At 62.5% G+C, this 25,082-nt stretch carries 20 protein-coding genes; 16 read left to right on the plus strand and 4 right to left on the minus strand.

Features of this window, described 5'->3' with window-relative positions; translation table 11 throughout:
* Nucleotides 1-43: 43 nt before the first annotated feature.
* The 4 genes from MQW79_RS01395 to MQW79_RS01410 all read left to right on the plus strand — a co-directional run bounded on the left by MQW79_RS01395 (nucleotide 44) and on the right by MQW79_RS01410 (nucleotide 3,861).
* On the plus strand, nucleotides 44-271 hold the full coding sequence (locus MQW79_RS01395; protein ID WP_476586387.1) for a hypothetical protein: 228 nt from the start codon (nucleotides 44-46) through the stop codon (nucleotides 269-271).
* Nucleotides 272-522: 251 nt separating this feature from the next.
* Nucleotides 523-1,152, plus strand: coding sequence for an ATP-dependent Clp protease proteolytic subunit (locus MQW79_RS01400; RefSeq protein ID WP_476586388.1), 630 nt, complete (start codon nucleotides 523-525; stop codon nucleotides 1,150-1,152).
* 174 nt (nucleotides 1,153-1,326) lie between these two features.
* A complete protein-coding gene (clpX, locus tag MQW79_RS01405; protein ID WP_476586390.1) occupies nucleotides 1,327-2,604 on the plus strand; it encodes an ATP-dependent Clp protease ATP-binding subunit ClpX in 1,278 nt (425 codons plus the stop codon).
* A gap of 81 nt (nucleotides 2,605-2,685) precedes the next feature.
* Nucleotides 2,686-3,861, plus strand: coding sequence for a GGDEF domain-containing protein (locus tag MQW79_RS01410; protein WP_476586391.1), 1,176 nt, complete (start codon nucleotides 2,686-2,688; stop codon nucleotides 3,859-3,861).
* A 4-nt stretch (nucleotides 3,862-3,865) separates the two neighbouring features.
* Here MQW79_RS01410 and rocF read toward each other — a convergent pair whose 3' ends face one another.
* On the minus strand, nucleotides 3,866-4,837 hold the full coding sequence (rocF, locus tag MQW79_RS01415) for an arginase (protein WP_476586392.1): 972 nt from the start codon (nucleotides 4,835-4,837) through the stop codon (nucleotides 3,866-3,868).
* Between the two features lie 522 nt (nucleotides 4,838-5,359).
* Between rocF and lon the strand changes: the two genes are divergently transcribed.
* The 3 genes from lon to MQW79_RS01430 all read left to right on the plus strand — a co-directional run bounded on the left by lon (nucleotide 5,360) and on the right by MQW79_RS01430 (nucleotide 8,853).
* Nucleotides 5,360-7,786 carry an endopeptidase La gene (gene lon, locus MQW79_RS01420; protein WP_476586393.1) on the plus strand — a complete coding sequence of 809 codons (2,427 nt, stop codon included), beginning with the start codon at nucleotides 5,360-5,362 and terminating at the stop codon, nucleotides 7,784-7,786.
* Nucleotides 7,787-7,945: 159 nt separating this feature from the next.
* Nucleotides 7,946-8,215 carry an autorepressor SdpR family transcription factor gene (locus MQW79_RS01425; RefSeq protein ID WP_476586394.1) on the plus strand — a complete coding sequence of 90 codons (270 nt, stop codon included), beginning with the start codon at nucleotides 7,946-7,948 and terminating at the stop codon, nucleotides 8,213-8,215.
* Entirely contained in the window at nucleotides 8,212-8,853 is a 642-nt protein-coding gene (locus MQW79_RS01430; protein WP_476586395.1) for an SdpI family protein, read from the plus strand. Before MQW79_RS01425 ends, MQW79_RS01430 begins: the two co-directional genes overlap by 4 nt.
* Here the strand turns inward: MQW79_RS01430 and MQW79_RS01435 are convergent.
* Both MQW79_RS01435 and MQW79_RS01440 read right to left on the minus strand, forming a co-directional pair.
* Nucleotides 8,828-10,864 (minus strand): NAD-dependent epimerase/dehydratase family protein, encoded by a 2,037-nt coding sequence (locus MQW79_RS01435; protein WP_476586396.1) that lies wholly within the window; start codon nucleotides 10,862-10,864, stop codon nucleotides 8,828-8,830. The two genes, MQW79_RS01430 and MQW79_RS01435, sit on opposite strands and share 26 nt — an antisense overlap.
* Nucleotides 10,865-10,922: 58 nt before the next feature.
* Nucleotides 10,923-12,212, minus strand: coding sequence for a glycosyltransferase (locus MQW79_RS01440; protein WP_476586397.1), 1,290 nt, complete (start codon nucleotides 12,210-12,212; stop codon nucleotides 10,923-10,925).
* A gap of 425 nt (nucleotides 12,213-12,637) precedes the next feature.
* Between MQW79_RS01440 and MQW79_RS01445 the strand changes: the two genes are divergently transcribed.
* The 5 genes from MQW79_RS01445 to MQW79_RS01465 all read left to right on the plus strand — a co-directional run bounded on the left by MQW79_RS01445 (nucleotide 12,638) and on the right by MQW79_RS01465 (nucleotide 18,098).
* A complete protein-coding gene (locus MQW79_RS01445) occupies nucleotides 12,638-13,861 on the plus strand; it encodes an LL-diaminopimelate aminotransferase (protein WP_476586398.1) in 1,224 nt (407 codons plus the stop codon).
* Nucleotides 13,862-13,928: 67 nt separating this feature from the next.
* On the plus strand, nucleotides 13,929-15,068 hold the full coding sequence (rlmC, locus tag MQW79_RS01450) for a 23S rRNA (uracil(747)-C(5))-methyltransferase RlmC (protein WP_476586399.1): 1,140 nt from the start codon (nucleotides 13,929-13,931) through the stop codon (nucleotides 15,066-15,068).
* A gap of 81 nt (nucleotides 15,069-15,149) precedes the next feature.
* The gene (locus tag MQW79_RS01455; RefSeq protein WP_476586400.1) at nucleotides 15,150-16,118 is read left to right on the plus strand and encodes an ABC transporter substrate-binding protein; all 969 of its coding nucleotides are present in this window, start codon (nucleotides 15,150-15,152) and stop codon (nucleotides 16,116-16,118) included.
* Nucleotides 16,119-16,129: 11 nt separating this feature from the next.
* The gene (locus MQW79_RS01460) at nucleotides 16,130-17,098 is read left to right on the plus strand and encodes an iron-siderophore ABC transporter substrate-binding protein (protein WP_476586401.1); all 969 of its coding nucleotides are present in this window, start codon (nucleotides 16,130-16,132) and stop codon (nucleotides 17,096-17,098) included.
* 19 nt (nucleotides 17,099-17,117) lie between these two features.
* On the plus strand, nucleotides 17,118-18,098 hold the full coding sequence (locus tag MQW79_RS01465; RefSeq protein ID WP_476586402.1) for an ABC transporter substrate-binding protein: 981 nt from the start codon (nucleotides 17,118-17,120) through the stop codon (nucleotides 18,096-18,098).
* A gap of 40 nt (nucleotides 18,099-18,138) precedes the next feature.
* Here MQW79_RS01465 and MQW79_RS01470 read toward each other — a convergent pair whose 3' ends face one another.
* A complete protein-coding gene (locus MQW79_RS01470) occupies nucleotides 18,139-18,969 on the minus strand; it encodes a hypothetical protein (RefSeq protein ID WP_476586403.1) in 831 nt (276 codons plus the stop codon).
* 217 nt (nucleotides 18,970-19,186) lie between these two features.
* Here MQW79_RS01470 and MQW79_RS01475 point away from each other — a divergent pair, with 217 nt between their 5' ends.
* The 4 genes from MQW79_RS01475 (at nucleotide 19,187) to MQW79_RS01490 (ending at nucleotide 25,003) form a co-directional block, all read left to right on the plus strand.
* Nucleotides 19,187-20,527, plus strand: a complete 1,341-nt coding sequence (locus MQW79_RS01475; protein ID WP_476588165.1) for a homoserine dehydrogenase — start codon at nucleotides 19,187-19,189, stop codon at nucleotides 20,525-20,527.
* A gap of 34 nt (nucleotides 20,528-20,561) precedes the next feature.
* Nucleotides 20,562-21,548 carry a class II fructose-bisphosphatase gene (glpX, locus tag MQW79_RS01480; protein ID WP_476586405.1) on the plus strand — a complete coding sequence of 329 codons (987 nt, stop codon included), beginning with the start codon at nucleotides 20,562-20,564 and terminating at the stop codon, nucleotides 21,546-21,548.
* A 203-nt stretch (nucleotides 21,549-21,751) separates the two neighbouring features.
* Nucleotides 21,752-23,542, plus strand: coding sequence for a single-stranded-DNA-specific exonuclease RecJ (gene recJ, locus MQW79_RS01485; protein WP_476586406.1), 1,791 nt, complete (start codon nucleotides 21,752-21,754; stop codon nucleotides 23,540-23,542).
* Nucleotides 23,543-23,767: 225 nt separating this feature from the next.
* Nucleotides 23,768-25,003 carry a class I SAM-dependent methyltransferase gene (locus MQW79_RS01490; protein WP_476586407.1) on the plus strand — a complete coding sequence of 412 codons (1,236 nt, stop codon included), beginning with the start codon at nucleotides 23,768-23,770 and terminating at the stop codon, nucleotides 25,001-25,003.
* Nucleotides 25,004-25,082: the final 79 nt, after the last annotated feature.

A 25,082-nucleotide genomic window follows, 5' to 3' on the forward strand; every position in this document is an offset into this window, starting at 1 on the left:
AAATCGCTAGGGAAGAGGCCAACAATTCCGTGGAGCAGTTCCCGTGAGCGATATCAGCTATTCCGACGCCATCGAGGCCATCTACACCTCGATCCGCAATGACAACGAAGACCTCGATACCCACATCGCGGCCCTCAAAGGCGCCATGACCCGCGAAGGCGTCAAGGAAGCCACGTTCGAGACCGCCAAGCTGGCCCAGGGCAATCGCCAGGGCCGCAAGCTGATGCAGGCCTATTTCCGCAAGAAGGGTGTTGCCGTCAGCTTCACCTGAGGGCAACAGGTTTCGGCGGCATTCACCTTGAACCAACAAGAATTGGACGCGCTATTGAAGCTCGCCCCAATGCCGCCTATCTCTGCCTTTACCGCCCGTTAAGGCGGTGTCGCCTGCAATCAGCCGGTCGCGCTGATTCGATTCCGGCATTCCCGACTGTCCCGCTGAGTGCGCGTTCAGGGCAGGGGATTGCCAAAACAACCAAGCCTGCCGCCCGGTCCGCGACCCGGGGCATGGCCAAGGGGCAAACTATGCGGGATCCGCACGATCTTTACATGAACACGCTCGTTCCCATGGTGGTCGAGCAGTCGAACCGTGGCGAGCGCGCCTTCGACATCTATTCGCGTCTCTTGCGCGAGCGCATCATCTTCGTGACCGGCGTGGTCGAGGACAACATGGCCTCGCTTATCGTCGCCCAGCTTCTGTTCCTCGAATCAGAGAATCCGAAGAAGGAAATCGCCCTGTACATCAACTCGCCCGGCGGCGTGGTGACGGCAGGCCTTTCCATCTACGACACCATGCAGTTCATCCGCCCGGCCGTTGCGACCATGGTGATGGGCCAGGCCGCTTCCATGGGATCGCTCCTGCTGGCAGCCGGTGAAGCCGGCATGCGCTCGAGCCTCCCGAACTCGCGTGTCATGGTCCACCAGCCGTCCGGCGGCTTCCAGGGTCAGGTGACCGACATCCTGATTCATGCCAAGGAAGTCGAGGGTTTGAAGCGCCGTCTTAATCAGATTTATGAAAAGCACACCGGCCGCACCTACGAGGAAATCGAGAACGCTCTCGAGCGCGATCGCTTCCTGTCGCCGGAAGAAGCCAAGGCTTTCGGCCTCATCGATACCGTGATGGAAAAACGCGCTATCCCCGAGGCATCTGTCTGACTTGGCGCGCGTTAAGCACATTGCTGATGCGCCGTGGACTGTGATCCAAGCGCAATTGCACCCAGCCGGAACGGCCTTTAAGGTCGTTTCGGCTTAGACTTTCTTTATGCCTTGAGCGTTAGCCTGCCTGTTAACGCTTGAATTTGGGGGTTCTCAACCCCCGGGAGTGACTGGATGTCCAAAGAGACCACCAACGGCGAAACCTCCAAGAACACGCTTTACTGCTCGTTCTGTGGCAAGTCGCAGCACGAAGTGCGCAAGCTGATCGCCGGTCCGACCGTTTTCATCTGTGATGAATGCGTCGAGCTGTGCATGGACATCATCCGCGAAGAGAACAAGACCTCCATGGTCAAGTCCTCCGAGGGCGTGCCCACCCCTGCAGAAATCTGCAAGGTGCTGGACGATTACGTCATCGGTCAGAGCCGCGCCAAGCGCGTGCTCTCCGTGGCTGTCCACAACCACTACAAGCGCCTGCACCACGCAGCCAAGAACCAGGATGTTGAACTGTCCAAGTCCAACATCATGCTTATTGGTCCGACCGGTTCGGGCAAGACGCTGCTGGCCCAGACCATGGCGCGCATCCTCGATGTGCCCTTCACCATGGCCGACGCCACCACGCTCACCGAAGCCGGCTATGTCGGCGAGGACGTGGAAAACATCATTCTGAAGCTGCTCCAGGCCGCCGACTACAATGTCGAAAAGGCCCAGCGCGGCATCGTCTATATCGACGAAGTCGACAAGATTTCCCGCAAGTCGGACAATCCGTCCATAACCCGCGACGTTTCGGGCGAAGGCGTGCAGCAGGCTCTCCTCAAGATCATGGAAGGCACCGTTGCCTCCGTGCCCCCGCAGGGTGGCCGCAAGCATCCGCAGCAGGAATTCCTGCAGGTCGACACCACCAATATCCTGTTCATCTGCGGCGGTGCCTTTGCTGGTCTGGAAAAGATCATCTCGGCCCGCGGTGAAGGTTCGGGCATTGGCTTCTCGGCAACCGTCAAGGACCCTAACGACCGTCGCGTCGGCCAGATCCTGGCTGATGTCGAACCCGAAGACCTGGTCCGTTTTGGCCTGATCCCGGAATTCATCGGCCGTCTGCCGGTCCTCGCTACCCTCGAAGACCTCGACATTCCGGCGCTGATCGAAATTCTCACGGCGCCCAAGAATGCCCTGGTCCGCCAGTATCAGCGCCTCTTCCAGATGGAAGAGATCGAGCTGACCTTCCACGAAGATGCCCTCAAGGCCATCGCCGAGAAGGCGATCGAGCGCAAGACCGGTGCCCGCGGCCTCCGCTCGATCATGGAAGCCATCCTGCTCGACACCATGTTCGATCTGCCCTCGCTCGAGGGCGTCGAAGAAGTGGTGATCTCGGAAGAAGTGGTGAAGGGCAAGGACGTCCGTCCGCTCTATATCTACTCCGAGCGCAAGAAGGACGAGGCTCCGGCCACCGCCTGATCTGGCAGGCTTACCAATCCTTTACGGCCTTCGGCTTAAATCGCCGGAGGCCGTAATGTTTTGTGGCCGTCAGGAGGGGCTGTGGACGCGGCACTGCTACTGGACATGCCGACGCTGGTGGTGGCGCGTATCGTCAGCATCATGGTGTTCGCGATTGGCGTGTCCATCATGACCCTGCGCAGGGACCGGCCGGAAACGGCTGTGTTCTGCTGGTCCCTGGGATTTGCGATCCTGAGCTGGATCACCGTCATTGCGGCCGTTTCGACGCGCAATATGTACGTCACCGCCGTCTACTCAGGCTGCATCAGTGCCACCGTCGCGCTGCAATGGGCCGCCATCGTCGTCATGACCGGCCGCCGAATCCACACGGCCTGGTTTGTGGTCCCGCCGGTCGGGGTCATGCTGGTCATCGTCGCGCTGCAGATGCGTCCTGTGGATGCTGCGCTGCTCAGCTGCGTTGTTCTCAGCCTGCAGCTTGCTGCAGCTTCGGTATTTGTAATGGTCTACGGCCGGCAGGTCGTTCGCAGTAGCACCGCTTTCCTTATGGCGCTTGGTTACGCCTTTTCCTTCTGCAGTGCCGTCTCGCGCCCGCTCGAAGTTCTGCTTCGCGGAAAGGTCGACTTTTATGCGCTGTCCGGCGATCCAGGCAACACCTGGCCTTTTCTGGCGAGCTATATCGGCACCACTCTGATTATCCTGTCCTGGCTTGCCGCCCTGAAGGATCGCGCTGAGGCTCGCCTGGCCGACATGGCTTTCCGAGACGAGCTCACGGGCCTGTCCAATCGCCGCGCCATGCTCGAGCAGGGGCGCAAGCTGTGGCAGTCCGCCCGCCTCCAGGGCACCAGCTTTTCCATGCTTGCGCTCGACCTCGACAACTTCAAGCGCGTGAATGACCAATGGGGCCACGACGAGGGCGACAGGGTCCTTGCGACCTTCGGCGCAACCGTGGCTGCGTTCATTCCTGCGCCTGCACTGGCGGCCCGCATGGGCGGCGAGGAATTCTGCCTCATCTATGCTGGAGTGGATGCGCGCACCGCCCACGATTTTTCTGAGCAGTTGCGTGAGGCCTTCGCAGCCCGCCTGTCACTGCCCGACGGATCCCCGGTGCGCTTCAGCGCCGGCATAGCGCAATCTGGACCGGCCGATGACGGTATAGCCAGCGTCTATCGCCGAGCCGACGACGCTCTCTACCAGGCTAAGGCCGGCGGAAGGGATTGCGCCGTCATCAGCAGTCCCGCCACATTGCTCGTGGCCTGACCCGTTACGGATCGGTGACGAATTCCACCGGCCCGGGCTCCTCACCCATGACCGATCGACCGAACAGGCTCGCCACGAGGTCGACCATCACAGTGGCTGTCTTGCCGCCATGGTCAAGAAACGGGTTGAGTTCCACCACATCCAGTGAGCCGACAACGCCGCTGTCATGGAGCATTTCCATCACCAGATGCGCCTCGCGATAGGTGAGGCCCCCAGGGACGAGCGTACCGCCGCCCGGGGCGATGGCCGGGTCGATGGAGTCGACGTCAAAGCTCACATGCAGGTGCGCGCCGTCCGCCTTCGCTTTGTCGATGACCTTCTGCATTGCCGCAACCACGCCCAATTGGTCGATCTTGCGCATGTCGACCACGTCAACGCCGCGCGCCTGCACCAGCCTGCGCTCCTCCCGGTCAATCGAGCGCGCGCCAAAGATCGTCACATTGCGGGGATCGATCCGCCCGAGCCATGGCCCGCGAAAACTGTCGTCGAATTCCTTCTCGCCACACAGCAGGGCCAGCGGCATGCCGTGGAGATTGCCCGAAGGCGAGGTTTCGGGGGTGTTGTAATCGGCATGGGCATCGATCCAGATGACGTGCACGGGCTTTTGCCGAGGCAGGCAATGCCGCGCCACGGCCGACACCGTGCCCATGGCAATGGAATGATCGCCCCCGATGAAGACCGGAAAATTGCCGGCCTCCAGGATGGCAAGGCCCGCATCGCTGGCCCGGGCTGCCAGGTCCAGGACGTCGGCCTTGCGCTCATCGGGGAGGCGCGAGCCGGCCGGATTGGTGGAAAACTCCGGGTGTACGCGCCGCAGATCGCCGTGATCGGCGATGTCAAGGTCGAGGTCTATGAGTGCCTCCAGCAAGCCCGCCACACGCAGGGATTCCGGCCCCATGCCGCAGCCGCGCACCGAGGCGCCAGAGGCCGTGGCAATGCCGAGAATGTCGATACGCCGGGGGCGGGGAAGGGTCATGGTCCGTCCTTGTGAACTTTTCTGCCGCAGTACTAGAGACTGCCCTTGGTCCCCAGATTTGATGTGCAAATTCATCCCAGGGAGGGCTCGATGTAGCTCACTCTGGCACGTCTGGTTGCCCCGGTCACGGTCGCAATCCGCGCCACGTTTGGCACCGCTGTCCCGAAGGAATATCCCGTCAGCATCGAGCACGCCCGGGCACAACTTTGCTCGAGGTCAGCCCGAGCGCTGCCGAAAATTCCGGCGATAACTTTGGCGATGGCCTGTTGCCCTGTGTCATGGCGCGATCCTGGGAAGATGCTGCATCCACGGTGCATCCTAGGCACAGCTGTGTTTCTGGCTTGCGCACATATCTCCTGTGCGAAGTAACGCTATCGGCCATAAAACCGCAAAGGTTGACTTGCGGGCAGGGTAGTCCACCCTATTTATTAACCTGAATCGCCCAGCCTTTTTGGATTGGGCAGTCGCAATACGGGCGCGCTACCTATTCCTCCCTCCGGCGCGCCCCGGAAAGGAAATGTGATGTCGGACGTCAATCCCACCGGCGAAACAAGCCGGGACCGGGTCTATCCGGTCCTCCCCCTGCGCGACATCGTCGTCTTCCCAAGTATGATCGTGCCGCTCTTCGTGGGCCGCGAGAAGTCCGTCAAGGCGCTCGAAGAAGTCATGCGCGACGACAAGCACATTCTTGTTGTTACCCAGAAGAATGCGCAGGACGATGATCCCGCGCCGGACCAGATCTATCCCACGGGCACTATCGCCACCGTGCTGCAGTTGCTCAAGCTCCCCGATGGCACCGTCAAGGTGCTCGTGGAAGGGCTCAACCGCGCGGTTATCGATAACTACCTCCAGACCGAGGACTACTTCGAGGCCGAAGCCTCGATCCTGCCCGAGCCTGAGGAAGACGCTACCGAGATCGAGGCCCTGGCCCGTTCGGCGCAGTCTGAGTTCGAGAACTACGTCAAGCTCAACAAGAAGATTTCGGCCGAGGTCGTCGCTGCCGTCGGTCAGATCGAGAACGCCTCGAAGCTCGCCGATACGATTGCCAGCCACCTCGTCATCAAGATCCCCGAAAAGGAAGATCTGCTGCTGACCGTGTCGGTCATCGAGCGCCTGCAGAAGGTCATTGGCCTGATGGAAGGCGAGATCGGCGTGCTGCAGGTGGAAAAGCGCATCCGCTCCCGCGTCAAGCGGCAGATGGAAAAGACCCAGCGCGAATACTACCTCAACGAGCAGATGAAGGCGATCCAGCGCGAGCTGGGCGATGGCGAGGACGGGGCCAATGAGGTCACCGAGCTCGAAGAGCGCGTTGCCAAGACCAAGCTTTCCAAGGAAGCCAAGGCCAAGGCCGAGGGCGAGATCAAGAAGCTCAAGGGCATGAGCCCGATGTCGGCTGAGGCCACAGTCGTGCGCAACTATCTTGATACGCTTCTGGGCCTGCCCTGGGGCAAGAAGAGCAAGGTCAAGCGCGACCTCGCCCTCGCCGAGAAGGTTCTCGACGCCGATCACTACGGCCTCGAGAAGGTCAAGGAACGCATTCTTGAATACCTGGCCGTGCAGGCCCGTACCGGCACGCTCAAGGGACCGATCCTCTGCCTCGTCGGCCCCCCGGGCGTCGGCAAGACCTCGCTCGGCAAGTCGATTGCCAAGGCAACTGGCCGCGAATTCGTCCGCATGGCCCTCGGTGGCGTCCGTGACGAAGCCGAGATCCGCGGCCACCGCCGCACCTATATCGGCTCCATGCCCGGCAAGATCATCCAGTCGCTCAAGAAGGTGGGCAAGAACAATCCGCTCTTCCTGCTCGACGAGATCGACAAGATGGGCCAGGACTTCCGCGGTGATCCGTCTTCGGCCCTGCTCGAAGTGCTCGATCCGGAACAGAACAACACGTTTGCCGATCACTATCTGGAGGTTGATTTCGACCTTTCGGACGTGATGTTCGTCACCACCTCGAACACGCTCAACATCCCCGGCCCGCTGATGGACCGCATGGAGATCATCCGCCTCTCCGGTTACACCGAGGAAGAGAAGCACGCGATCGCCAAGCAGCACCTGATGCCGGAAGCCGCCAAGGAAAACGGCGTGGCGCATGGTGAATTTGTGCTCTCCGACGAGATGCTGATGAAGGTCATCCGCGGCTATACCCGCGAAGCCGGCGTCCGCAACCTGAAGCGCGAAATCTCCAAGCTGATGCGCAAGGCTGTCACCGACATTGTCCGCACCAAGGTCAAGTCGATCGAGATCACCGACGAGAAGCTTGCCGAATATCTCGGACCGATGATCTTCAAGCATGGTGAGATCGAAGCCGAAGCCCAGGTTGGCCTGGTCACCGGCCTCGCCTGGACCTCGGTCGGCGGCGAGATGCTCACCATCGAAGGCGTGATGACGCCGGGCAAGGGCCGCATGTCGGTCACCGGCAACATCAAGGAAGTGATGAAGGAATCGCTGACGGCCGCTCAGGCTTATGTGAAGTCCCGCAGCATCGACTACGGCATCAAGCCGCCCATGTTCGATACGCGCGACATCCACGTCCACCTGCCCGAAGGCGCCACTCCCAAGGATGGTCCGTCGGCCGGTATTGGTCTGGCCACCGCCATCGTCTCGGTCATGACCGGCATCCCTGTGCGCAACGATGTTGCCATGACGGGCGAGATCACGCTGCGGGGCAGGGTCCTGCCCATCGGCGGCCTCAAGGAAAAGCTCCTCGCGGCCCTGCGTGGCGGCATCAAGACGGTGCTGATCCCCGAGGAGAACGTCCGCGATCTCCAGGAGATTCCTGATATCGTCAAGGAAGGCATGGAAATCGTTCCGGTCTCCCGCATGGACCAGGTCATCGAGCGTGCTCTGGTGCGCAAGCCCGAGCCCATTGAGTGGAACTTTGATGCCGAACCGGCCGTCCCGGCCAAGACCGACCCCGTCGACGACGCCGGCGTCAGCGTCACCCACTGATCGCTATCGCTATCCACTTACTGAAAATGGCGGCCCCCGGGCCGCCATTTTTGCTTAAGCCACCGGCCCTGGGGGGGGGGGCCGGATTGCGCTCGCTATTTCGCCTTGACACTAATTAGCAAAAACACTAATTAGATGATCCTGGAAAAAGGAGCGGCTGTGAGCATCAATATGGTCTTCGAAGCTCTGTCGCACCCGGTCCGCCGCAAGGTTCTCGCCTTGCTCAAGGCCGGTCCCATGAGCGCCGGTGACCTCGCGGATCACTTTGATATTTCCCGGCCCACGATGTCGGTCCATTTCAACAAGCTCAAGGAGGCCGAGCTTGTCGTGGTGGAGCGGCGCGGCACCAGCCTGATCTACCACCTCAACACCAGTGTCCTTGAGGATGCCCTTGCCGGTATTCTCGATCTTGCGGAGAAAAAGTCGTGACCAGGCCAGCTCTTAGTCGTCTCAATCTTGCTTTGCTGGCCCTTCTCGGCTTGGCAACGCTCCTGGCCTTCGCCATCGTCCCCGTCGATGGCAGCCTGCCGATCCACTGGAATGTGGCCGGTGAGGCCGATGGCTTTGCGCCAGCGCCAGTGGCCCTGTTGCTGCCGGCCGTGATGGCTGGTGCTGTCGTCGGCCTGCTGGTTTTCCTTCGTCCGCACGCCAAGCGTGATTTCGAGGCGGGGCACCACGTCATCGAGGCATCGGTCTCGGTCATCCTCGGTCTCGCACTGCTTCTGCTGGCAGCAACCGTCACCATCGGCCTGGGTTACGCGGTGGACATGCCGAGGCTCATCGTCGGCGCGCTCGGCGTCATTTTCCTCGTCCTCGGCAACTACCTGCCCAAGACCCAGCCCAATGCCGTCGCCGGCATTCGCCTGCCCTGGACTCTAGGCGATGCCGGCAACTGGCGCGTGACGCATCGCTGGACCGGTCGCCTCATGATGCTGGGGGGGGGAGTGGCGCTCCTCGCCTCTATCGGCAATGCCCCGCCGGGCGTGCTCTTTGCCGTGGTCATCGCGGCAGCGCTTCTGCCGGCCCTCGCAGGCGTGGCGATCAGCTACCGCTTGTCGCGTCGCTGACCGGCGCGGCCACCTTCGGGGAGAGGCTGACCGGGCTGCGCCGGATGAAAAGGTGGTCGACGCTGACCCAGCTCGGTACATACTTGCCGCGGTGGAGCCAGAAATTATCGCCGCAGACGTCTCCCGCCATATCCACCATCGCATGCATCTGATCGGCATTCCGGGATGTCATTTCTACCCAGACAAAGCCACGCTGCGATTGCGGGTCTCGGGTGAAGCGCACACCGATCCCCTGTCCGGGATTGATCTGCATTTTAGGCAGGTGCTGGCGCACGCGCGCAAAGAAATTGGCCGCACATGTGTCTGGCACACAGACTTCGAGGTTGCGGATACGGCGGCGGCTGTCGCGGAAAACCTTGCCCACCAGTTCCTTGGCGGGCACCCCGGTCCACGGGGCCAGGACCTGCTCCGCGGGCCCGACAATTCTCAGGCGGCCCCGTAGCCGCAGGCTCAGCAGCATTTTCTGCATCAGGGCCGGCGAGCCACGCATGGGAGCAAATGGCCCGCGATCCCTGGGCTGGTTTTCTCCGACGGGATTGACGTTGTAGACCATCAATTCGTGACTGCGCGGATACCAGTGCACCGTGGTGCTGAAATTGGCCCGGTAGCCGCCGTCGACATAGTGCTCGAGCCGCGTATCGGGATGCCATTCAATGACATTGGCCAGCCGCTGGTTTGGCACGCAGCGGAACGTGACCTCGGTGACCACGATATTGGTCTGGGCCCGCAATGCGTCCCATTCGGCCTCGTCGCGGCGGGAATACGCTTCCACCCCGTCGGGACCGACATAGCGGATGGCCGCAATGAGGTCATAGACCGAGATATAGTCCGAGCTGCTGCCATGCACCTCCGCAAAGAAGCAGGCGCCGGCGGAAATGTCGACAAACTCGGGCAGGGTGCCCAGGGTCAGATTGCGGGGCGCCAGATAGTCGAGAATGCCGCGCAGCGTCGTGCCGGCCCGCACCGTGATCTCATCGCCCTCCAGCCCGGCAATCCCGGCATAGTGCCCCATGACCAGCTGGTCGGAGGTGAGCTTGTCGTTGAACCACAGGGAATAGCCACGTCCGATGGTGTGGAAGGGCTTGCCGCTCCGTACCACTTTGCGAATGGCATCAAGATCTTTCGCCGGCACCACCTTGGCCTGATATTCGAAGAAATCGCCAAGCGAACGGTCAGTCACCACGCCCGACAGGCGCCGCACCTTCTGCGTGTCGACGGTCACGTCATGCGCGAGGAACCACAGCGTCGAGGGGATAGCGCCCCCGGCAATGCCGGCCAGCCAGTCCGGCGCGAGGAACATCGGGCGTCCCGCGAGCCCTGCCGCGTGACGGAAATAGTCGTCCGAGCTGACGTCGAGGTCGCCCAGGTTGACCACGTCATTGACCACGCCATTGTCCACCAGCGCCAGCAATTGCGCGCTGAGGTCTTCGACATGAATGAGGTTGAACGTCCGGCTCTTGAGCCCGAACGGCGCCCAGCGCATGGCGTCGACGATGCCGCTCGACCACTGCATGTGTGGGCCCATGACCACGGTCGGGCGCACGATGAGATAGTCGATGCCCTTGGCGCGGCAGACATCGATTACCTGCTGCTCTTCGATCAGCTTGAGGCGGGTGTAAGCGTCGAGCTTGCCCTTGTCCTCAAGGGCCAGAGACTCATCCTGCACCGGATGGGCGACCGGATCGAGCGCCGAATACACGACCTGCGAGCTGAAATAGACGAAGAGGCGGCACTGGCCGGGCTGGATCAGGTCCAGAAGCTTGTCGGTTACCGATCGGTTGGCTGGAATGAAATCCTTGCCCTTGGCGCGTGTATTGAGGGCGGCGTGAATGACCACGTCTGCACCCTGCACAGCCTGGGCAAGTCCGGTCTCGTCGCCAAAGGCCACCGCTGCGCTTCCAGCGCGCGCGGGCAGGGTACGATAAACGGCGCGCACGTTATGCTTGGCCGAAAACGTCTTGAGCAATTGCCGGCCGATGCCGCCGCCCGCTCCAACCAGGCAGATATTCACCCCGCTTGCCCCCTCCTGGCCGTTTCCCAATTGCGTCTCATGTGCCCGCAAAGGCGGCTCACATCGGCACGGAAAACCGTCGCGCGCCGGCCTGCGCCGCGTCGATGGTCGCTTCGATGAAATGGACGGCTGTGGTCAGGCCATCCTCGCCCCGCAGCATTTCGCCAATCGAATGCGCATTGGCAGCCATGGTCTTATTATTGGTCAGCTCATAGAGAGCGCTGGCCAGGATTTCCGGCGTCAGCGTCCGCAGCCGCACCGGCGCCGGACCGCAGCCCAGAGCGCGCACGCGGCGGCCCCAATAGCGCTGGTCATAGGCCTGGGGCAGGGTGAATGTGGGCTTGCCGGCCCTCAGGCCCGCTGCCGTCGTGCCGGCGCCACCATGATGTACCACCGCCGCGCAGTGCGGGAAGAGCTTGTCATGCGGTGCCTCGGACACGGCAAAGACCGTGTCGGGCAAGTCGTCGACATTGATGCCGCCCCAGCCGCGCGAAACAATGGCGCGCCCGCCCCACTGCTCCAGCGCCTGGCGCAGGATCTGTGTATTGCGCTCGGCGCCGAAAGGCATGGAGCCGAAGCCGATATAGACCGGCGGGGGGCCCGCATCGAGGAAGGCCTGAAGTTCGGCAGACGGCTTCCAGTGGCTGTTGTCGTCAAGGAACCAGAAGCCGGTGACCACGGCCGTCTGCGGCCAGTCGCGCGGGCGCGGCGAGACGATCGAGGAGAAATTGTAGAGCGTCGGCAGGTTGTTGCCGTGGCTGTCCTTGAACAGGCCGCCCCGCTTGCGCGGCCCGAGGCCCATCAGCTCCTTGCGCACACGGTCACGCGGCAGGTCGTAGTACCCCTGCTGGATGTTCATGGCGATATAGCTGAGCTTGTTGAAAGTCGGTCCGAGATCGGGAACTTCATAGGCGCAGACCGGAAATTCCTGGGTCGGATTGAGCGGCTGCATCGCCGTCATGATGACCGGAATGTCCAGCGCCTCGGCAATGTCGATGCCGAAGCTGGTGTTGATATTGACCACCATTGCATCGGCGCCCTGCGCCATGACCCAGGAATTGCGCGCCGCCCGTTCGACCAGCGCCTGGCCTTGTCGCAGCAATTGCGGGAAGTGGTGGATCTTCATCTGGCTGATGGCAGTGTCGAAGCGCGACTCCTGCAGCCAGTCCTGGATATTGGTGCCCAGATTGTGGAACTCGATGCCGTGCGAGGTGACGAAGTCCTCGAAGTCGGCATTGGCCCCCAGCACGACGTCATGCCCGTGCTGCTTGAGTTGAATGGCGAGGGCCAAGTAGGGCCTGACATCACCTGCAGTGCCGATAGTGGCGATCGCGACGCGTTTTCTCATGCACCTGTCCGACAATAACTACACTGCCGCAGCAGCGAGCCCACTACATGTTAAGGCTCGGCGGCATTTACAACCATGGCGGGAAAACATATTAGGAGTAAGCCGCGTTTGGGTGGTAGCAGAAGATATTTCATAAGGGCAAGAGACATGCCGTCTCCGTTCACCATTGCAAGGTTCGCAGCTGTGCTCGCCGGCAATCCGGTGGCAGCCGTTTTTTTCGCGGCCGCGGCAAACGCCCGATAGCTCTTCCCGCATGGCCAGGAAATGGCCGGGAAGAGCCGAATAGAAATGTCTCCGTCCTTCACGGGACGCTTAACCCCCGCACAACCATAATTCCGCGATAATCAGCCACTCCAAATGGAGCAAGCAGCGCCTTGCGCGTCGCGGTCAGCTTTTCGGCCCCAGCCAGGCCACCCGAGGAATAAATGAGCGAAGTCTTCCATCGCATCCGCCGTCTCCCGCCTTACGTGTTCGCCCATATCGACCCGATCAAGGCCAAGGCGCGTGCCGAAGGCGTGGACATCATCGACCTGGGCATGGGCAACCCCGACATGCCGACGCCGGACCATATTGTGGCCAAGCTGCAGGAAACGGTGAAGGATGGACGCACGCACCGCTATTCCACCTCCCGCGGCATTCCGGGCCTGCGCAAGGCCCAAGCGAGCTATTACGGCCGCCGCTTCGGCGTGAAACTCAATCCTGATACCCAGGTCGTCGCGACCCTCGGGTCAAAGGAAGGCTTTGCCAACATGGCCTCGGCCATCACCGCCCCCGGCGACGTGGTGCTGGTGCCCAACCCGACCTATCCGATCCACTCTTTCGGCTTCATCATGTCCGGTGGCGTCGTCCGCTCCATGCCGGCCGATCCGAACGAGGACTTCATGCGCTCGCTGGATCGCGCAGTACGGCACTCGATCCCCAAGCCGATCGCCCTGGTGCTGAACTACCCGGCCAACCCGACCGCCTACACGGCCGACCTCGATTTTTACACCGAGGTGGTCAAGTATTGTAAGGCCAACGACATCTTCATCCTTTCCGATCTCGCCTATTCCGAGATCTATTTCGATGAAGACCAGCCGCCGCCGTCCGTGCTGCAGGTGCCGGGTGCCATCGACATCACCGTCGAATTCACCTCCATGTCCAAGACCTATTCCATGCCCGGCTGGCGCGTGGGCTTTGCCGTGGGCAACGAACGCCTGATTGCCGCCCTGGCGCGCGTAAAATCCTACCTCGACTACGGCGCCTTCACCCCCATCCAGGTCGCCGCCGTCGCCGCCCTCAACGGCTCTGACGATGTCATCGAGGAAGTGCGCAAGGTCTACAAGCTGCGCCGTGACGTCATGGTGGAGAGCTTTGGCCGTGCCGGCTGGGACATTCCGGTCCCCAAGGCCACCATGTTTGCCTGGGCGCCCATCCCCGACCAATTTGCGGAAATGGGATCGCTCGAATTCGCCAAGCTCCTGGTGCAGGAGACCGGCGTTGCCGTCGCTCCGGGCGTCGGCTTCGGCGAATATGGCGACCAGTATATCCGCCTCGCCTTCGTCGAAAACGAGCACCGCATCCGCCAGGCCGCCCGGAACATCAAGAAGTTCCTCGGCGGCAAATCCGGCCAGGGTAATGTCGTGCCGCTGAACGGCACGTCAAAGTAATCCGGATTCTGGGGGAGGCGGCCAGTCCGCCTCCTGTCCTGCGTGAGGTAGCCGGGTGGATGCAGGTGTGAGCGCCGCCATGCAGTGCTTCTATTTCGACAACGGCGTCTGCCGCTCATGCACGGCAATGGGCACGCCATACGACACCCAGATTGCCGACAAGATGCAGCATCTGCGCGCCGTGCTTGCGGCCTGGCCCGATGCCGTCTGGTTGCCGCCCATGGCAAGCCGTCCCGACAACTTCCGCAACAAGGCCAAGATGGTTGTCGGCGGCACGGCCGATGAGCCGACGCTGGGCATTCTCGATGCGTCCCGGCATGGCGTCGATCTCACAGGCTGCGGCATCCTCTCGCCCGGCGTGCGCGCCGCCTTTGCCCCCATCGCCGGCTTCATCGCCCGCGCCCGCATTATGCCCTACGACGTGCCCACCCGCCGCGGCGAACTCAAGCATGTCCTCCTGACCCAATCTCCCGATGGCGAGCTGATGCTGCGCTTCGTCCTGCGCTCGACCGAGCCTCTCGGTCGCATCCGCAAGCACCTGCCCGGCCTCCTCGCCGCCCTCCCGCAGCTCTCGGTAGTCACCGCGAACCTGCTGCCCGAGCACAAGGCCGTCCTCGAGGGCGAGGAGGAAATTGCCCTTGGTGGCGGCGAGACACTGGCCATGCGCCTCGGCGATCTGGTGCTGCATCTGCGGCCTGCCAGCTTCTTCCAGACCAATACCGACATTGCAGTCGGGCTCTACAACCAGGCGCGGGAATGGATCGATGAAGTCGGTGCCCGCTCTGTCTGGGACCTCTATTGCGGGGTAGGGGGCTTTGCCCTCCATGTCGCCGCTCCCGGCCGCCGCGTGCATGGCGTGGAGGTGAGTGCGCCCGCCGTCGAATCGGCCCGGACCAGCGCCGCCGAGGCCGGCCTTGCCGATGTGACCTTTGCCGTCGGCGACGCGACGACTCTTCCCACCGCCGGGGCCCCCGACGCGATCATCGTCAACCCGCCCCGCCGCGGCCTCGGGGACGCACTCTGCGCCACTCTGGATGCATCGGGCGTCCCGACGATAGTCTATTCGAGCTGCAATGCCGCGAGCCTTGCGCGGGACATCGCGGCGATGCCGTCCTACACCCCGAGGCGCATCCGCCTGTTCGACATGTTTCCCCAGACCGACCACTACGAGGTTATGGTCCTGCTCACACGAGGCTCGAAAGCATGATTGTAACAATCACATTTTGGTACATGACAAAGTAAGTCACCTTTTGTATGGAGAGACTATCTCCACGCAACGGGTGACCCTATGCACGTCCGATCCCTCCTCGTTTCCGTTCTTGTCGGTCTTGGCCTTGCGGCAGCCGTGCAGGCGCAGGAATTTCCTGTGACCATTCCCCACGCCTACGGCGAAACCACCATTCCGGCCAAGCCGCAGCGCATCGTCACCTGGGGCTGGGCGGCGCAGGACGCTGTCATTGCGCTGGGCGAGGTGCCGGTAGGAATTCCCTTCTTCCGGTATGGCGGCGACGAGAATGGCGCCATCACCTGGACCACGGATGCGGTCGCGGCGATGGGTGCCGAGTTCCCCACCATCCTGCCAGAGGGCTTCGATGCTCCCATCGAAGCTATCGCCGCCCTGCAGCCCGATCTCATCATCGCTGTCTATTCGGGCCTCACCGCCGAGGAATATGAGGTACTGAGCGGCATCGCGCCCGTCGTGGCCTTCCCTGAAACCGCCTGGAGCACGCCGTGGCAGCAGACCATCACCATAACCGGCGAGGCCATGGGCAAGAAGGCCGAGGCGGAGGCGCTCGTTGCCGAGCTTGAGCAGTTCATCATTGATGAAACGGCCAAATACCCCGACGTTGCGGGGGCAAGCTTCGCGACGGTCGCGGAATACAATGGTGAAGTCGCCGTCTATGCCGATCTCGATAGCCGGGTAAAATTCCTGGTCGATGTCGGCATGGTCTCCGCGCCCAGCGTCACCGAACTGGCCCAGGGCGAGAGCTTCTATTTCTCGCTGAGCTTTGAATCCTTCGAGCAACTCACCGCCGACGTGCTCGTATCCTACTTCGAGACGCCCGAAGCTGACGCGGCCTTCTTCAGCAATCCGGTCATTGCGCTGCACCCGCAGGTACAGTCCGGCGCCGTCGCGCACGTCATCGGGGCCGAGCTCATCAACTCGATCTCGCCGCCGAGTGCACTCTCGCTCAAGTGGGGCTATCCGCAATACATCAAGCTGATCGCGGACGGCGTGAAGGCTGGCCGGAACTGAGGACGCCACCAATGCTCAAATCTCTAGCCGCCTCTCTTGTCGCGACCACCGTATTCTCCTTTCCCGTGCTGGCCCAGGACGCCTTCCCGGTGACAATCGCCCATTCCTTCGGCCAAACCGTCATTCCTGCCGAACCCATGCGCATTGTCACCCTCGGCTGGTCGGCACAGGATACCGTCCTGGCCCTGGGCAAGGTGCCAGTCGCCGTCCCCACCAACTCTTATGGCGGCGACGATAGCGGCGGGTTCCTGCCGTGGACGCTGGAAGCCGTTGAGGCTCTCGGTGGTCCGAGGCCGGAACTGCTCTCCGAAGCGGAGCCGCCGATCGAGGCCATTGCCGCTTTGCAGCCCGACCTGATCCTGGCGCCCTATTCGGGTCTCACCGAGGAACAGTACGGCATTCTCAGCGGCATTGCCCCGGTCGTCGCCTCTCCCGGCGCGCCCTGGTCCACCAGCTGGCAGGATGTCGTTCTTATTTCGGGCCAGGCGCTCGGCAAGTCGGCGGAAGCCGAGGCGCTGCTGGCCGAAACCGAGCAGTTCATGGCCGATGAAGCCGCCAAGTATCCCGATCTCCAGCGCACCAGCTTTGCCACCACCATCGGCTACGATGGCCAGGTCGCCGTTCACTCGGCCAATGACGCCCGTGTGCAGATGCTGGCCGATATCGGCATGGTCCCCGATGTCGAAATCGAAGGCGCCGACACATCGGGCGGCTTCTACTCGGTGGTCTCGTTCGAGAACTTCGACATGATCGACGCCGACGTCATCATTTCCTTCTTCGACACCCAGGACGCCGCCGACGCCTTCTACGCCCAGCCGACTGTGGAGCTCTCGCCCCAGGTCGAGCGCGGCTCGGTTGCCGCCATTGTCGGCGAAGCCAAGGCCATGTCCATCGGTGCCCTGAGCCCGCTGGGCCTGCGCTGGGGCTTTCCCGACTATATCGCCGACATAGCCGCCGCCGCTACCGCGGCCAAGAACTAAGGACCAAAGGACTATTCTGATGCTGAAGCACTTTGTGCTCGCGCTTGTCGCGACCACCGCCTTCGTCGCCCCGGCCATGGCCGAGGACACCTTCCCGGTGACCATCGAGCACGCCCTGGGCACAACCACGATCGAAGCAAAGCCCACCCGCGTGGTAACCTGGGGCTGGTCGGCGCAGGATGTCGTCATCGATCTCGGCGTCGAGCCGGTTGGCATGCCCTTCTTCGCCTATGGTGGCGGTGAAGATGGCGTCCTCCCCTGGACAGAAGCTGCTTTGGCCGAAAAGGGCATGAACCTTCCCACAGTTCTGCCCAACACGCCCGAAGCGCCGCTCGAAGCAATCGCCGCATTGCAGCCGGACATCATCATCGCGCCCTATTCGGGGCTGACTGCCGATGAATATGCGTCACTGAGCAATATCGCTCCGGTCATCGCCTATCCCGAAAAGCCCTGGTTCGCGAGCTGGCAGGACGTCGTCACAACGACAGGCAAGGCGCTTGGACTGTCGGCCGAGGCTGATGCCCTGGTGTCTGACACGATGGATTGGATGATTGCCGAGCGTGATCTTTATCCAGAGATCGAGGGCACGGTCTTCGCCAACGTCGTCAACCGCAACGATGGTCAAGTGTCGGTGCGCATCGAAGGCGATCCGCGCGTCCAGTTGTTTGCCGATATCGGCATGGTGCCCGCCGGCGAGGCGCCCGGCGGCTCGCTGGTCGATACAAAGATTGCTTATCTGCTGAGCTACGAGAATTTCGACCAGATCCCGGCCGAGATGCTCGTGAGCTTCTTTTCGACCAAGCAGTCTGCCGATGACTTCTTCGCCATGGAGCTCATCCAGCTTTCGCCGCTGGTCAAGAAGAACGCCTATACCAACTTGGTTGGCGACGAACTGACCATGGCTGTCAGCGGCGCCATCACCCCGGCCTCCCTGCGCTGGGGCTTTGCCGATGTCATCAGGGAAGTCGGCCGGGCCGCAGCGGCTTCCAAGGCCGAATAGGCCCAAAAAACCACTCCTCCCTCATCAGGGGGAGGAGTGGTTAGAACCGCGCGATGTTCATCTTGTCGAATGCGGTCCAGTCCCCTTGGGCGATATAGCGCCCTTCGTCCTCGTCCCAGATATAGTCCACCGAATAGCTGGTTTCACCCGGGGCATAAGTCTCGTTTGTGTCGCAGGTCTCGTCGGGCGGTTCGAGCACGTCCCGGACGATGACGGTGAAGTCACCCTTGCCCTCGCCGTCAGGCGTCGCCACCACATAGTCCAGATACTGCGTCCGGGTTTCCTCGCAGCTCATCGTGGCCAGCGTCAGCACCTGGTCCACCATGGTCAGTTCGCCCTCGACCACGTCGATAATGGTGACAGCATTGTAGAACTGGCCGGCATTTCCGTGACTGTTGAACACCAGGATCAGGTCATTCCCCGCACCAACCTGCAGGGTGGGCGGCAGCGCAAAGCCGGACTGTCGATCGACGCCGATATCGACGACATCGACCAGCTCGGGCTCGCCGCTGGTGTCGAACAGCGCCAGGGCCGCAATCGGCCCAGCACTGTTGGGGGCCTCTGCAAGCTCGATCATCAATGCGAGATAGGGCTCCCCGTCCACATCCAGGCCAACGGCATTGAAATCGATGACAGCAACCGGAGGCGGGGCAAAGACCTCGAAGTCTGCCCCCTGGATATGGGGCAGCGCCACTTCCTGCTCCACGACGATATATTCGTCGGTCTGGACAGCGCCGGGCAGGGCCATTGCAACCAGTTCAGCATAGGTCTTTTCGCCCGCGGCAATGTCCCCGGGGGCGGGCAGGGCGCCGGTCTCGGACTGCCCGAACGCGGAACTTGTTGAGCCAAGGCAGACCAGCGCCAGGACCAAATAATTCCTATTGACGACTAGGCGACTTCCTATGCACATGTCCGCCACCATGAGTGATATCCAGTCTTTCCGTCAGTCCGTCGAAACCTTCATCTCTGCACGGGGTTGGACGCCGACCCGTTTCGGGCGCATTGTAGCAGGTGACCCGCTTTTCGTCTTCGATCTGCGGGACGGCCGTGAGCCGCGCACCGAGACGCGCGCCCGGATTTTGAAGGCCATGGCCGAGCTGGGGGATGCTGACCGGCAGGCGCCCCTGCGCGTCGGCGTAGCGGGCCTGGGCAATGTCGGTGCAACGCTGGTGCGCATCCTGCAAAAGGATGGCGCCGAGCTGACGCGAAAACTTGGGCGGCAACTGCAAGTCGTCGCCGTTGCCGCGCGCTCGCGTTCCCGCGACCGCGGCATTGATATTTCTGGGCTTGAGTGGTTCGACGATCCAGTCGCCCTCGCCAAGTGGGACGGCATCGATCTCTTCGTCGAGCTGATCGGCGGTGAAGACGGTCCGGCCTTTGCCGCCGTCAAGGCTGCGCTCGAAATCGGCCGCCCGGTCGTTACCGCCAACAAGGCGCTCCTGGCCAAACATGGTGTCACTCTCGCGCGCCTCGCTGAAGAATCCGGCGCTCAGCTGGGTTTCGAAGCTGCTGTTGCCGGAGGCATTCCCGTCATCAAGACCCTGCGCGAAGGCCTGGGCTCCGCCCGCATCGCCAAGGTCTTTGGCATCATGAACGGTACCTGCAACTACATCCTCACCCGAATGGGTAATGAAGGCATTTCCTTTGCCGATTGTTTGAAGGATGCGCAGGCCCTGGGCTATGCCGAGGCCGATCCGACCTTCGACGTCGAAGGTTTTGACACCGCCCACAAGCTCTCCATCCTTGCCACGCTCTGCTTCGGCTACGAAATTGCGCCCGACAAGATCCGCGTGGAGGGCATTTCCGGCATCACCCAGCACGATATCCAGGTCGCGGCCGACCTGGGCTACAAGATCAAGCTCCTGGGCATTGCCGAACGCACCGAAAGCGGCATCGAGCAGCGCGTCCATCCCACCTTCGTGCCCAAGGGCAGCGCCATTGCCGGTGTCGATGGGGTAATGAATGCCGTGGCGCTCGAAACCGACCATGTCCATGAACTGCTGTTGGCTGGCCCTGGCGCCGGTGGCCCGCCGACTGCCTCTTCGGTTCTGTCCGACATTCTCGACATCGCCCGCGGCACCCGCGTCCCTCCGCTCGGCGTGCCCAGCGACGAGCTTCTGCCCTATCGCGAGGCGCCCCACCGCGCCCATGAGGGTGGCTACTATATCCGCCTCAGCGCCAAGGACGTTCCCGGCGCCCTCGCCGCCATCGCTACGCGCATGGGGGAAAAGTCGATTTCCATCGACTCTGTCATCCAGCGGTCGGATTTGAGTGCGAAGGCCATCGCGCCCGACGGGTCCCCGACCCGCACCGTGGTGATGATTACTCAACAGACTTTGGAATCATCCGTGCGCGAAGCGCTTGCAGAGATCGCTGCGGATGGGTTCATAGTCGGCGAACCACAGCTTATTCGTATCGAGAAGCTCTGACCCGCCAGGGTCCGAGGGGCCCCGGGGGAAAGTCATGAAACTCAGCAAGGTCGAAGACGGCCGCAATCCGGCGCATCTGCATCGCACCCTGACGCTCGAAATGGTGCGCGTCACCGAGCGTGCCGCCATTGCCGCCGCCGAATGGCGCGGCAAGGGTAATGAAAAGGCCGCCGACGAGGCCGCCGTCGCCGCCATGACGGATGAACTGGACCGTGTCAGCATTTCCGGCCGCATCGTCATTGGCGAAGGCGAGCAGTTCGAATGCGACAACCTTTATGTCGGCCAGGCGGTCGGCACAGGGCAGGGGCCGGAGGTTGACATTGCGGTCGATCCACTCGAGGGCGTCACCCTCTGCGCCAAGAACCAGCCCGATAGCCTTGTTGTCCTCGCCATGGCCGAGCGCGGGGGCCTCCTCAACGTTGCCCGCAACGTCTACATGCACAAGATCGCCATCGGCGCCGAATATCCGGCGGACACCGTCCATATCGAATGGTCGGCAACCGAGAACGTGAAGGCGCTGGCCAGGGCCAAGGGCGTGCCGATCTCGGAAATCACCGCCATCGTTCTCGATCGCCCGCGCCACGGCGGCCTCCTCGAAGAACTCCGCACTGCCGGCGTCTCCGTCAAACTCCTGAGCGACGGCGACATTGCCGGCGTCATCCATGCGGTCAACACTGCCGATACCGGCGTCGATATCTATCTCGGCTCAGGCGGCGCCCCAGAGGGGGTCCTCGCTGCTGCGGCCCTTCGCTGCATCGGTGGCCACATGCAGGGCAAACTCATCCTCGATACCCCGGATAAGCGCCTGCGCGCCCGCGAAATGGGCATCGAGGACCCCAACCGCATCTACGACGTTACCGAACTCGCCGCTGGCGACGTCCTCTTCTCGGCCACCGGCATCACCGATGGCTCACTGGCCGAAGGTGTCAAACTCCGCCGCGGCTCGGTGGAGACCTCCACCGTCGTCATGCGCAGCTGGAGCCAGACGACGCGCTGGATAAAGGCGCGACACGCAAGGTAAGGCGAACTCGGCGCCCTATTCCTCTCCCCATTGGGGAGAGGTGGCTCGGCCGCAGGCCGGGTCGGTGAGGGGAGGCCATCCACCACTCCAGGGCGCGATCCGATCTCCCCCTTATCCGGCGCTGCGCGCCACCTTCTCCCCGATGGGGAGAAGAATAGGGGCAACCCCTTCCCACTCTCTCCAAAATCCCCTAACCCTCCACCATGCCCGAAAGCCCGCGCCCCTTCCTCGACATCACCAGTTCGGTCTCCGGCCGCGCGTGGGTTGATCGGCTTGACGCTGCGCAGGCCCGCACAGCTACGGCCATCGGACAACGATCGGGCATTCCCGACATACTTTCGCGCATCATGGCGGCGCGGGGCGTCGGCCTGGATGACGCCGAAAGCTATCTTGAGCCCACCATCCGCAACCTCATGCCCGATCCGTCAACGCTATCAGGAATGGACGATCTGGCCGAACGGCTGGCCAAGGCCATTGCCGACAATGAATCCATCGCCCTGTTTGGCGACTATGACGTCGACGGCGCCTGTTCCTGCGCCCTGATGGCCCGCTATTTGCGGCATTTCGGCATCGAGCCCCAGGTGCATATTCCCGACCGCATCTTTGAGGGCTATGGCCCCAATATTGCGGCCATGGACAAGCTCATCGATGCGGGCGCTTCGCTGGTCATCACGCTCGACTGCGGCACCACCAGCGAAAAGCCGATCGCCCATGCCCGCGAGCGCGGCGCCGATGTGCTGGTCATCGATCATCACCTGGCCGATCACGACCTGCCGCCCGCCAATGCGCTGGTCAATCCCAACCGCCCCGACGACATTTCCGGCCTGGGCTATCTCTGCGCCGCCGGGGTCACCTTCATGGTGCTGGTCGCAGTCAATCGCGCCTTGCGCAACCGAGGCGATACCGGCCTGCCGGATCTGCTGAAACTTCTCGACCTTGTCGCTCTTGCCACAGTGTGCGACGTGGTCCCGCTGGTCGGCCTTAATCGCGCCTTCGTGGTCCGCGGGCTCGAAGTCGCCCGGCGTGGCGACAAGCCGGGTCTTTCCGCCCTGGCTTTGGCCGCACGCGCCTCCGGCCCGCTCAATCCCTATCACCTTGGCTTTCTCATCGGCCCGCGGATCAATGCCGGCGGTCGCATCGGCGATGCCGCCCTCGGCACCCGTCTCCTTGCCCTCGATGATGAACACCAGGCCATGGTCATCGCTGCCCAGCTCGACGAACTCAATGGCGAGCGCCAGCGCATCGAGGTGGAAGCCGTCGAGGAAGCCGCTGCCACCGCCGAAGCCGAAATCGGGAGTGGAGAGGGGCCGCCGGTCCTGGTCCTGGCCTCGGCCAATTGGCATCCGGGCGTCGTTGGTCTCGTCGCCGCACGCCTGCGCGAGCGGTTCGAGCGCCCCAGCTTTGCCATCGCGCTTCATCCTGATGGCACCGGCACCGGCTCCGGCCGCTCCATGCCCGGCGTCGACCTGGGCAGTGCCGTCATCGAGGCGGTGGACACGGGCATCATCCCGAAAGGCGGTGGCCATGCCATGGCCGCTGGTGTCTCGCTGCGGCCCGGTGATCTCGGCCCCTTCCGCGCCTTCCTGGCCGAAAAGCTTACGGCCAGTGTCGGCGCTGCCCGGGCCGCCTCGGCCCTCAGGATCGATGCCGCGCTGACGGCCCGGGGCGCCAGTGTTGATCTGCTGCACAGCCTCGAAAAGGCGGGACCTTACGGCGCAGGCAATCCATCGCCGGTCTTTGCCTTTCCCGCCCATCGCGCCCGCTTCCCGCAGATTGTGGGCAAGGGTGGGCATATCAGTTTTAGCCTGACCTCAGACGATGGCGCCAAGCTCAAGTCTATCGCCTTCCGTGCCGCCGGCACGGCTCTTGGCGATGCGTTGATGCGCGATAGTGACCAACCGCTGCACTTTGCCGGAGGTCTCTCGGTCGATCACTATCAGGGCCGCGAGCAGGCCCAGTTCCGCCTCACCGACATCGCCCGTCCGGCGCGCTGAAATTTCTTCAATCCAGTTTGGATCTTGCCGCGTTATGCAATGCGCGGACTGCTGAGCGCCTGTCCGCCGGTGGAGGCCGCTTGCATATCTGCTTGTGGCGGCTAAACTATCCGTGGTGTCCTCCGGTAGGCGACTCCTTGCCGACAGGATAATTCTGACGCTCAGTGTTTGGCGACACGCTGCCGCGTGCCGCCGCGTATTGCGATAGTTGGAACAAACGGCAAAATGACGAAAACAGTCGTCGAAGAGACCGAAACCGGCGCTTCTGCGTGGACCCATTTCACCTCCTGGCTCGTGGAGCAGGTTGGTGTTTCCCTGATCGGCAAGCCACGCCATGGCTCGATCACGGTGATCCTTCCCAATGGCCGTACCCGTACGCTGGGGCAGGGCAATGCGGGCGAGCACGCCACGCTCCGCCTCAACAATTTCAAGGTCATCAATGAAGCCATGAAGCGCGGCACGGTCGGCTTTGCCGCCGCCTACATGAATGGCGACATCGAGTCCGATGATTTGACGGCCGTGTTCCGTTTCTTCTTGCAGAACCGCCAGATGTTCGACGAGGCCGGCAAGGGTTTCTTCCATCGGGCGGCAGGCGATCTGCATTATCACCTCTCGCGCCGCAACACGCTCGAAGGCTCCAAGAAGAACATCGCCGAACACTACGACCTCGGTAATGACTTCTACGGCCAGTGGCTCGACCCCTCCATGACCTATTCCTCCGCGGTGTTCACCTCGGGTGACCAGAGCCTTGAGGAGGCGCAACTCGCCAAGTATCGCCGCGTCGCCGACATGGCCGGCATTACGCCGGGCTCGTCCGTATTGGAAATCGGCTGCGGCTGGGGTGGCTTTGCCGAGACAGTCGCGCGCGACTACAAGGCCAACCTGCGGGGCATTACCCTTTCTGCCGAACAGCTCAAATTCGGGCTCGAACGACTCTCTCGTCAGGGTCTCGACCAATACGCAACCTTGGTTTTCGAGGACTATCGCCATACTCAGGGTGAGTTCGACCATATCGGCTCCATCGAAATGATCGAGGCGGTGGGTGAGGATAACTGGCCCAGCTATTTCCAGACCTTGCATGATCGCCTGAAGCCCGGCGGCACTGCGGCCATCCAGGCCATCACCATCCAGGAACATGATTTCGAGAACTACAAATCGGGTCCGGACTTCATCCAGCGATACATCTTCCCCGGAGGCATGCTGCTGACCAAGACAGTCATGAAGGAGTTCGGGGAGCGCTACGGTCTGGTGCTCGAGCAGGTCGAGACTTTTGGCCTGTCCTATGCGCGAACCCTCCGCCTCTGGCGCGAACGCTTCCTCGAACGCTGGCCGATGATTGCCCCGCTTGGCTATGATGAAACATTCAAGCGCAAGTGGGTCTATTACCTTTCCTATTGCGAGGCCGGCTTCGCCGAAGGCTCCATCGACGTCGGCATCTACCAGTACCGCAGGCCGGCCTGACGTCGCGACGCCTCCCTTGGGCCCGACCCGAGGGCCACAAGAAGCGGCCCATTTTACTCGCGCCATCGTCACCACCCGG

Source organism: Devosia sp. Micro-HW1, from assembly GCF_056341075.1.